Source organism: Chlorobium ferrooxidans DSM 13031 (assembly GCF_000168715.1).
Taxonomy (GTDB): Bacteria; Bacteroidota; Chlorobiia; order Chlorobiales; family Chlorobiaceae; genus Chlorobium; species Chlorobium ferrooxidans.
Genome location: NZ_AASE01000021.1, coordinates 24886 through 34162, shown reverse-complemented (window position 1 = coordinate 34162; position 9277 = coordinate 24886). Strand labels below are relative to the sequence as shown.

At 49.3% G+C, this 9277-nt stretch carries 9 protein-coding genes; 7 read left to right on the top strand and 2 right to left on the bottom strand.

Annotated features, from left to right (window positions below; genetic code table 11):
- Positions 1–541 precede the first annotated feature (541 nt).
- Both CFERDRAFT_RS09455 and aroB read left to right on the top strand, forming a co-directional pair.
- The gene (locus CFERDRAFT_RS09455; protein ID WP_040433633.1) at positions 542–1117 is read left to right on the top strand and encodes a shikimate kinase; all 576 of its coding nucleotides are present in this window, start codon (positions 542–544) and stop codon (positions 1115–1117) included.
- A 24-nt stretch (positions 1118–1141) separates the two neighbouring features.
- On the top strand, positions 1142–2242 hold the full coding sequence (gene aroB, locus CFERDRAFT_RS09450; RefSeq protein WP_006367006.1) for a 3-dehydroquinate synthase: 1101 nt from the start codon (positions 1142–1144) through the stop codon (positions 2240–2242).
- Here the strand turns inward: aroB and CFERDRAFT_RS09445 are convergent.
- Together CFERDRAFT_RS09445 and CFERDRAFT_RS09440 are read right to left on the bottom strand one after the other, a co-directional pair.
- A complete protein-coding gene (locus tag CFERDRAFT_RS09445) occupies positions 2215–3030 on the bottom strand; it encodes a type III pantothenate kinase (protein ID WP_006367008.1) in 816 nt (271 codons plus the stop codon). The two genes, aroB and CFERDRAFT_RS09445, sit on opposite strands and share 28 nt — an antisense overlap.
- Before the next feature lie 20 nt (positions 3031–3050).
- Complete coding sequence (locus CFERDRAFT_RS09440) at positions 3051–3557, bottom strand: hypothetical protein (RefSeq protein WP_006367004.1); 507 nt, start codon at positions 3555–3557, stop codon at positions 3051–3053.
- Positions 3558–4452: 895 nt separating this feature from the next.
- Here CFERDRAFT_RS09440 and CFERDRAFT_RS09435 point away from each other — a divergent pair.
- The 5 genes from CFERDRAFT_RS09435 to CFERDRAFT_RS09415 all read left to right on the top strand — a co-directional run bounded on the left by CFERDRAFT_RS09435 (position 4453) and on the right by CFERDRAFT_RS09415 (position 9086).
- Positions 4453–6456 (top strand): TonB-dependent receptor plug domain-containing protein, encoded by a 2004-nt coding sequence (locus tag CFERDRAFT_RS09435; RefSeq protein ID WP_006367002.1) that lies wholly within the window; start codon positions 4453–4455, stop codon positions 6454–6456.
- Positions 6457–6572: 116 nt separating this feature from the next.
- Positions 6573–7136 carry a molybdopterin-dependent oxidoreductase gene (locus CFERDRAFT_RS09430; RefSeq protein WP_006367000.1) on the top strand — a complete coding sequence of 188 codons (564 nt, stop codon included), beginning with the start codon at positions 6573–6575 and terminating at the stop codon, positions 7134–7136.
- A gap of 169 nt (positions 7137–7305) precedes the next feature.
- Positions 7306–7641, top strand: a complete 336-nt coding sequence (locus tag CFERDRAFT_RS09425; RefSeq protein ID WP_006366999.1) for an ArsR/SmtB family transcription factor — start codon at positions 7306–7308, stop codon at positions 7639–7641.
- A gap of 57 nt (positions 7642–7698) precedes the next feature.
- Positions 7699–7998: a thioredoxin family protein gene (locus CFERDRAFT_RS09420; protein ID WP_006366998.1), complete on the top strand. Its 300-nt coding sequence runs from the start codon at positions 7699–7701 to the stop codon at positions 7996–7998.
- 26 nt (positions 7999–8024) lie between these two features.
- Positions 8025–9086 (top strand): permease, encoded by a 1062-nt coding sequence (locus tag CFERDRAFT_RS09415; protein WP_006366997.1) that lies wholly within the window; start codon positions 8025–8027, stop codon positions 9084–9086.
- Positions 9087–9277 lie beyond the last annotated feature (191 nt).

Genomic DNA, 9277 nt, shown 5'->3' with positions numbered 1-9277 from the left:
CGCATCGACTACACAACCGGAACCGGAATCATGCCAAGTGCATTGTTGATCCACTCCTCAAAATCACCGAGTGCTTCAAGGGTTGAAGCAAATGTGGTACCTGTCTTGATGATGTAAAGCTTCTGCATAAAAATCCAGATAAATCCTCTTCTTCCGTCTGTGGTTGTTTTTGATGTGCCGCATCTTCGTGTTAAACATAAGGGGCTCTATTTATTGTCGTAAGAAGCCCGAGGACAAGGCAGCACAGAAACCGGAGTGTACACGGAGTACATGAGAATTTCAAGCACCACCCAACGCAGTAATCGGGTTTCGGAACAAATAAAGAGAGGTACCCATAAATGTATTAAAAAAACTGATGACACCCCGGTACCGCAGGGAATGGTCAACTGAGGGCCGGCAGTCGCACAGAAACTTTTTATGGCTTTTTTACTATATTTGCCGCAATCATCAAACGGCAGGTTCCGATTTTTCCTTATTTTCATTCAGGTTCGCAGAATGGCGGGGTCACCATCGTAAGTGCTTCCATAACAGAGAGTATGCCGTGACAAAAAACTACACACTCATTTTTTTAACCGGGTTCAGTGGTTCAGGAAAATCCACCATAGGGCCACTCCTTGCCAATTCGCTCGGCTATGAGTTTGTTGACCTCGATCAGACTATCGAAAAACGCGCCGGGAAAGCCATTACCCGGATTTTTGCCGAAGAGGGTGAAGCCTGCTTCAGGGAGCTTGAACTGCAAGCACTGCAGGAAGTTGTCAATCGAACCAATCTTGTCATTTCGCTCGGAGGTGGTGTACTGGAAAACGAACGTTCCTGGGCCCTTGTCAGGGAGTCAGGGACTCTGGTCTACCTGAAATCATCACCGAAAACGCTCGCCAGAAGGCTCTGTAACAAAAGTGACCGTCCTCTGCTGAAGGGAGAAAACGACAGGAAGTTGTCACGTGAGGAGATTGAGGAGAAGATCACCTCCATCCTTATGAGACGCGAGCCCCGTTATGAGAGTGCCAATATCAGTGTGCTTACCGATATAAAACGGATCGGCTCAACCGTTGAGGAGCTGACCCGCAAAATAGAGCGCTATGTGCGAAAGGCTTCCGCATCCACCAATAATCCATAGGTCACCTCTAATCAAACAGAAAGCGTGAGCAAAATAATAACAGGAACCCCGGTCACTTCAGGACTCGGCAAATTGTTCAACAGTCATGGACTTGCAAAGAAAACCGTTGTTCTGTTTGACGCAAATACACGCAAACTCTATGGCGACAGTATTCTGAAAACGCTTGATGAGGAGGGGTTTCAGTGGGTGGAGCTGACGGTTCCTGCCCGTGAAGCATCAAAAAGCTTCAATTCTGCCTACCGGCTTTACGGCAACATGATCGAGGCGGATGTTGACCGGAGCTGGAACCTTCTGGCAGTTGGTGGCGGCGTTGTTGGTGATCTTGGCGGTTATATTGCTGCCAGTTACTACCGGGGCATTCCGGTGATTCAGCTTCCCACAACACTGCTGGCCATGACCGACAGCTCCATTGGCGGAAAGGTTGCCATCAACCACCCGCTTGGAAAAAACCTGATCGGCTTCTTCCATCTGCCGGAACTGGTGCTGATCGACCCCTCCTACCTTGCCACCCTGCCGGAACGGGAGATCTATTCGGGCATGGCGGAAGTGGTCAAATACGGCTTTATTTCCGACCGGGCTTTTCTCTCCTTTATCGATAACCATTTCAGTGATATTATCGCGCTGAAGGAGCCGTTTTTAACCAAAGCGGTTAAAACAAGCGCCTCCATCAAGGCCGCTGTTGTGAAAAAAGATTTCAGGGAGACCGGCGGACTTCGTGCCACACTCAATTTCGGCCACACCTTTGCCCACGGGCTTGAAAAACTTGCAGAGTACCGCCACCTTCGTCATGGTGAAGCGGTCACCATCGGCATGGTCTGTGCGCTCTTTTTATCGAACAGGCTCGGCTATCTTGATAATGGCTCGCTTGAAGAGGGGCTTGCAATACTCGGAAAGTTCCGGTTTCCACGGGGTGTGATCAGGAGACGTTTTCGTGATATCGACAACCGCCTGTTGCTTGAAAACATGCTCTCCGACAAGAAAAAACTGGATAAAAAGCTCCGTTTTGTGCTGCTGAAAAATCTCGGGGAGGCATTTCTTCTCGAAGAGAGTATTGATGATGAGGTTGTGCTGACCGCCATCGAGAGGGCTCAGGCGTTTTATTCGGCGTTAAGCGTAAAGAGGTAGCGGGTACCACGGATCACGGCAAGCTCTTCATGCAACGGAGCAGTTTCAAGCAGTCCGGAAATCAGCGGTGCACTGCCGCCCGTAACAATAACCCTCGGCTCCCCTGCTTCGTTGTTATCGCACAACAGGGTTGTAATCTTTCCGATCAACCCCTCTATACCCGATACACACGCCCAGATAATCCCGTTTCTGATACACTCTTCGGTTGAGTTTCCAATCAGCGTTGCCGGACTCTTCATCCGGACAAGCGGAAGCCGAGCCGTCCGATCATGCAAAGCTCTGGCCATGAGGTCAAGACCGGGCATAATAAGACCGCCGAGATACACCCCTTCTGCCGTCAGCACATCAACGGTTATGGCCGTGCCGATGTCAAGCGCAATGACCGGTTCATCAGGATAGAGCCTGCGGCAGAGGGCACAAAGCGCTATACGATCCGCACCGAAGCTTTCAGGTGAGTCGTACGAGAGCGTGAATGGCAGTTGCAGCGATGAGGCCACCTCGACAATCCTGCCGCCTATGTGTCGGCGAAGCTCGCTCTTCAGCAGAGAGTCAAGGGCGGGAACAACACTGCAGAGCGCTGCATCTCCAAGCTGAGGCCAGGCAGCAAGAATCGGAACAATCACTCCGGAAATATCGGTATGCAGAGTAAGAGCTTCCGAAGGCACCTTGTGCACCTCAAGCAGCTCTTCACCCCTGAATACGGCAAAAGAAGCGGTGGTATTACCGATTTCAACAACAAGCAGAAAGCTGTCGGAAGAGGGCGGTTTACCGGAAAGGTGGCTGGTCATGTGTTCCTGAAAAAAGCCGCTCAGCGCAGTTTGGCCGGAACACCGGTTCGCTGTGACAACTCAGAAAGCAGACGCTTGTAACCGGGAAGGTTTGTAGTGATAAAGAGAGAGTCCCTGACGGCTGTTTTTGCCGCAACAATGTAGATTTTCGGCGGAGGATTATAGGTGATGCTCTCCTGATAGATTGCGTTCACATCAGCAAGCTTCAGTTGTTTTTCAACACCCTTGCGATCAAGATAGAGCAGTTGGTCCGAAGAGAGCTTAACAGAATCACCATCCTGACCGTGCTCCCCCACAAATCGGGTATTGTAGTAGTTGGGAACACCAAGCGAAACGGTAGTCATGAGAACCAGAACAATTGATTTCCAGAGACAGCCCAGATCAACGCCGTAGGTAAACTTCCCGTACCGGAAAAAGACCGCCCAACCGAGAGCAAGCAGCAGCATACCGAACGCCCAGGTGAAAAGATAGTAGTAATCCATCCACCATGAGGGATAGGTCACGGGATAGTTAAAAACCTCTGGCATGTCGGTAATGGTTGTTGTTCTGAAAATTGAACCGGATGGTAAAAATAAGGGATAACTTCCGTTGTGCAATAGAATAATTCATTTCCCTGCACTTCCGGCAGAAAGAGCCTTGTTTGTACCGCTAACACGTTGTGTGACCCTGATCAACCTTAACCATCCCGAACCCCTGCGAATTCCTTTCGCCGAACCCGTCAGTTCTTGTCCCACCAACACCCGATGCATGAGGCATTTGAATTGATTCAAGCTCCGTAGGTGCGAGATATCGATAGATAATCAATCCTCTATGAGTGCAATAAGATATGATCTCTACGTCTGGAAACCCTTGACTGGCAAAGGCTGCTGGCGCGAAATCGAAGGCTTGTTGAAAAATCAGCGATGTCAAGGGACAAGGGGGTATGGCGCGTACCGAAAACGCTTTAACGCCTTACTGCTGTGTTTTCAAGATAAAAAAAGCCGGTAGAATATCGCGAGTGAGGAGCGGCTATATTTCTGTTCCGGGGCCTTACTTTCTACCCCGATGTAACATCCTGGAATTAACTACATAGTTGTTGACTATTTTTAACCCGAAATGTAACCGGATCAAAACGGATCACCACCCGGCAAAAAAATAATTAATACCCAACCTTCACTGAAACGCACTGACAGCAGGGCTTTTCCGGCTTTTGTTTCATCCTTTCAAAAGAGGCAATGCACAAAAATACCAATTCCGGCACGCATCTTGCTTCTCTATCGTTATAACCTGATATACATAACGATCATTATCCAACGTTCAAACAGGTAACGACTTTTTATGACGTCAGAGCGAGCCCGACTATTCAGTGTAATCCACAGGTCCGCCTGATTTTTTTTAACCATCGTTATGTATTTATAAACATAACGTAATTCATTCAATCACATGAAAAAAGCAGCACTTCTTGTTTTTCTTCTTGCAATTCCGAAACTGATTCATGCCTCACCGGCTCCATCAGATTCAACCGCGTTCAGCTCAAAAGTTTTCAGTGCCGGAGAGATAACGGTGACAGGAAAAAAAGGAGATGGCAAAGAAAAGGTCAATGCCTCTGAAATGGCGCAGCACGACAAAAAAAATATTACACAGGCAGTTGGTCTGCTTCCGGGAATAACCAGAGGAGGTGTCGGGGCGAGAAATGAGGGGATGATTTATGTCAGGGGATTTGATATGCGTCAGGTGCCACTCTATCTGGATGGCATTCCGCTTTATGTTCCCTATGACGGGTATATCGATCCCAACCGCTTTACAACCTTTGATCTCTCGGAAATCACCGTTTCAAAAGGGTACTCCTCGGTGCTGTTCGGACCAAATACACTTGGTGGAGCCATCAATATGGTGAGCCGGAAACCGGCCGGGAAATTCGAAGGGACCGTGAAAAGCGGAGTTATAGCCGGCGATAACCGGATAGCATCAAAATTTGCATCCCTGAATCTTGGCTCCAATCAGGGGAGCTGGTATGTTCAGACCGCTCTTTCAACTCTCGACACCAAATTCTGGCCGCTCTCAGGTTCATTTGCTCCAACAGCATATGAAAATGGCGATGCAAGAGATAATTCAGCCACCAAAGATTTCAAGGGCTCGGTAAAGGTCGGCTACACACCGAACAGCGGTGACGAATATTCACTGACGGTTGACACCCAACATGCGGTCAAGGGAATACCTGTCTATACCGGTATCAACCCTTCCCAGTCTGTCCGGTACTGGCGCTTTTCCGACTGGGACAAATCAAGCATCTACCTGATCACCCGCAAGGCTTTGGGAGAGAAGAGTTATCTGAAAACAAGAAGCTATTTCGATAACTACTACAATGCGCTGAAAAGTTATGATGATGCCTCCTACACAACCCAAAAAACTGCCAAAGCATTTTCGAGCCGTTATGACGACAAAACTTTTGGCGCCTCGGTCGAATCAGGCAGTGAGCTGTTCGAGGGCAACACACTGAAAGTTGCCTTGCATGACAAGTATGATATGCATAATGAAATTGCCAATACCGGCGACATACCGAAAAATTATGAAGACAACACCCTCTCCCTTTCGGCAGAAAACAGCTGGAAAGCCTCGGAAGATATCACGGTCATTGTCGGAGTGCGGCATGACAATCGCCAGACCAAAAAAGCCGAGGATCTGGTAAACAATGTTATTACCTCTTTTCCCCTTGAGGATAACCAAGCCACAAACTACCAGCTCGCTGTTGTCGCTCACCTTGATGATCACCAGGAGGTAACCGCTTCAGTGGCAAGAACAACAAGATTTCCGACGCTTAAAGACCGCTACTCCTATAAGCTCGGCAATGCGCTTCCGAATCCGGCCCTGAATCCTGAAATGAGCGTGAACTATGTTGTCGACTACAGCATCCGGCCGCTTGAGAAGCTGAAAATAAAAAGCTCGGCATTTGTGAGCAGGCTGAGTGATGTCATTCAGCAGGTGGATAATGTTGCCTTTGTCAACAACAAATGGGTTTATCAGTCAAGAAACTCAGGCAGGGCAACGTATAGCGGATTTGAATGCTCGGTTGACTGGCTGCCGGTTTCATGGTTAAAAAGTGTTGTCGATTACAGCTATATCAACCGGAAAAACAACACCAACCCTTCGCTGCACTTTACTGATGTACCGAACCATAAGGTTTCAGGATATCTCCAGTTTTTCCTGAACAGAGGCAGTTGGGCCATGCTCGAGGGCGAATACAACTCACAACGGTTCAGCACCAGTGACGGAAAGTACAGCGCAGGCTCCTTTGGCCTGCTCAATGTGAGGGCAAATACCGCTCTCTCTCCTGCATTGAGCATTCAGGCAGCAGTTGAAAATCTCTTTGACCGCAACTATGCCATTGCAGAAGGATATCCCGAGCCCGGCCGTCAGGGAGTGCTTTCAATTGCCTATTCGCTTTAGAGCGATTCAGTCCGTAGTGAAACCTCTGCTTCGTCAGGGGAAAAGCTCCGGACTGGCACTTTGCAAAACGCTGTTTTTATCGAAGACCATCAACATTAACCATTACTTACATCATCATGAAAAAAATCGAACGCTTCTCACTTGCAGCTTTTCTCTCTCTTTTTCTTCTGACATTTTCCCCTTTTTCCGCCCAAGCAAAGAGCGAGTGGCGTGAGAGTGAAACGGTCAGGGTTTCAGGGCTGGTGGAAAACCCATTCACCATTACCATCGAAAGCCTGAAAAAGATGAATGTCTCTGAACGCAGGAATGCCGCAATCGTTTGCGCCTCCGGTGAAACCCGCCAGACCATGCAATCGTTCAGGGGGGTGCTTCTTCGTGACATTCTCGATGCCGCGAAAATCGTGATGCCGAACTCCCGCGAACGCGGTGAGTACCAGATTCTTGTCCGTTCGTCGGACAGTTACAATGTTCTTTTCTCCTATGACGAACTTTACTTTGGTGCAGCAGGCGACGACATCCTGCTGGTGTTCGAGGAGGATGGCAAACCGATTGAAAAAGAGGGCCGTTTTGTACTCTTCTGCCCCAGCGACAAGGTAACAGCACCCCGTCTCGTGAAATGGGTGGACAGAATTGAGGTTTCAAAAATCAATCTCGCGCCATCGACTGCACAGTGCAAGTAAGATCGTTTTCAGTTTGCAGCACCTGTTCTTTCTTCTTTACACCTTCCCGGCGTTTCTCCGACGCCGGGTTTTTTCTTTTACGTTCGAACAGAGCAAAAGTTTTTTCTTGATTGTTCAATTAGATCATCGTATATTTGCGATGAACAAAGACAAATATAAGGAAACCCCTATGCAGAGAACGTTGTTGACGGTTGACTACAGTAGTGAGGAGGAGATTATTGCCTCGATTGCCAAAGCGATCGGCCACCCTGTGCGGGTTAAGATACTCCGTCTGCTTGCCAGTCAGACCTGCTGCTTTACGGGTGAACTGACCGAACTTATTCCCATGGCGCAGTCAACCATCTCCCAGCACCTCAAGGCTTTGCTCAATGCGGGTCTTATCAAAGGGGAAATCAACCCTCCGAAGGTCAGGTATTGCATAGACCGGGAGAACTGGCAGAAGGCTCAAGCTCTTTTCGGGAAGTTTTTCACTGCTGACAGGGAGTATAACTGCGATTGCGGCTAAAAGCTTGCTTTATAAATAATCGTTCATTTGCGATAAACACCTAAAAAAAAGAGACCCATGAAAACAGTAAAAATACTTGGAAGCGGCTGTGCGAGCTGCAATCAGCTTGTTGATGTCGTAAAGGCCGTTATTGCCGCAGAGGGCATTGAGGCTTCGGTTGAAAAAGTTGAGGATCTTCAGCAGATCATGGCATACAGCGTCATCTCGACCCCGGCGCTTGTAGTTGATGAAGTGGTGGTCTGCAAAGGCCGGATTCCCGCCCGCGAAGAGATCAAGGAGATGCTCAATGCACCACCGAAAGGATGCTGCTGCGGAACCCACGGCAGTAATGAGAAAAAGAGTGGCGGCTGCTGCTAAGCGGCAAACCTCAATAATAAACCTTTATGGAAAGCCCTGAACAACAACCCCGCAAGGCCGCCCGGAGAGAGAGCCTGAAATGGATCTCTGCCGTTCTGGCGGCAGCACTCCTCTGGATGGTGCTCTACAGTAACCTGGAGTGGTTTGCCGCGCTCTCTCTCCAGCTTGCGGGAATGAGCAGGGTTAACCGTTTCGGAGAGGCGCTCTACTTTTTTATCTATGAAGTGCCGAAAGTGCTGCTCCTGCTCACGGCGGTCGTGTTTGTGATGGGAGTGGTACACACCTTTATCTCTGCGGAGCGGACACGTGCGCTGCTTTCAGGAAAGCGCACCGGGGTCGGAAACATCATGGCCGCAGCACTCGGCATTGTAACACCCTTCTGCTCCTGCTCGGCGGTACCGCTCTTTATCGGCTTTCTTCAGGCGGGAGTGCCTCTCGGTGTAACCTTCTCGTTCCTGATCTCGGCACCGATGATCAATGAGGTAGCCCTTGCGCTCCTCTTCGGGATGTTCGGCTGGAAGGTAGCCCTTCTCTACTCCGCAATGGGTCTCGCTGTTGCCATCATTGCAGGCATAGTGATAGGTAAACTCAGGATGGAGCGCTTCCTTGAGGAGTGGGTGCAGAAACTTCAGGAGAATACCGTTTCCCCTGCGATGGATGAGGAAGTGATGAGCACCCCCTTTCGTATCCGGGAGGGCGTTCGCCATGTTCGTGAGATAGTCGGCAAAGTGTGGCTCTATATTGTGATCGGTGTCGGACTCGGAGCTGGCATTCACGGTTATGTTCCCGAAAACTTTATGGCAGCACTGATGGGTAAAAGCGTCTGGTGGTCGGTACCGGTTGCCGTACTCATCGGCGTACCGATGTACTCCAATGCTGCGGGTATTCTCCCTGTTGTGCAGGCGCTTCTCGGAAAGGGCGCCGCACTCGGCACGGTGATGGCCTTCATGATGAGCGTCATCGCCCTGTCGGCTCCCGAGATGATTATTCTGCGCAAGGTGCTGAAGCCCCGACTGATTGCGGTGTTTGCCGGTATCGTTGCGGCGGGGATTATGGGGGTGGGGTATGTGTTTAATCTCGTTCTTTAGATTAAGTGAATTCAGGTAAAGCAAGGACAACAAGGACTTCAGGGACTGCAAGGACGAAGAGAAGATCTGGATGGTTTCCTTGGCACAATTTCGTGTAATTTCGCCTGTTTCGTGGTTCATAAATCTTTAAACCGATCACGACAATTTATAGTGCTTCCTTTATTGTTCGTTTTTCTTAACAATTGTTACTA

Coding starts and splice junctions, on each gene's coding strand:
- CFERDRAFT_RS09445 (WP_006367008.1), bottom strand. CDS start 3,030: ATGACCAGCCACCTTTCCGGTAAACCGCCCTCTTCCGACAGCTTTCTG.
- CFERDRAFT_RS09440 (WP_006367004.1), bottom strand. CDS start 3,557: ATGCCAGAGGTTTTTAACTATCCCGTGACCTATCCCTCATGGTGGATG.
- CFERDRAFT_RS09435 (WP_006367002.1), top strand. CDS start 4,453: ATGAAAAAAGCAGCACTTCTTGTTTTTCTTCTTGCAATTCCGAAACTG.
- CFERDRAFT_RS09430 (WP_006367000.1), top strand. CDS start 6,573: ATGAAAAAAATCGAACGCTTCTCACTTGCAGCTTTTCTCTCTCTTTTT.
- CFERDRAFT_RS09425 (WP_006366999.1), top strand. CDS start 7,306: ATGCAGAGAACGTTGTTGACGGTTGACTACAGTAGTGAGGAGGAGATT.
- CFERDRAFT_RS09420 (WP_006366998.1), top strand. CDS start 7,699: ATGAAAACAGTAAAAATACTTGGAAGCGGCTGTGCGAGCTGCAATCAG.
- CFERDRAFT_RS09415 (WP_006366997.1), top strand. CDS start 8,025: ATGGAAAGCCCTGAACAACAACCCCGCAAGGCCGCCCGGAGAGAGAGC.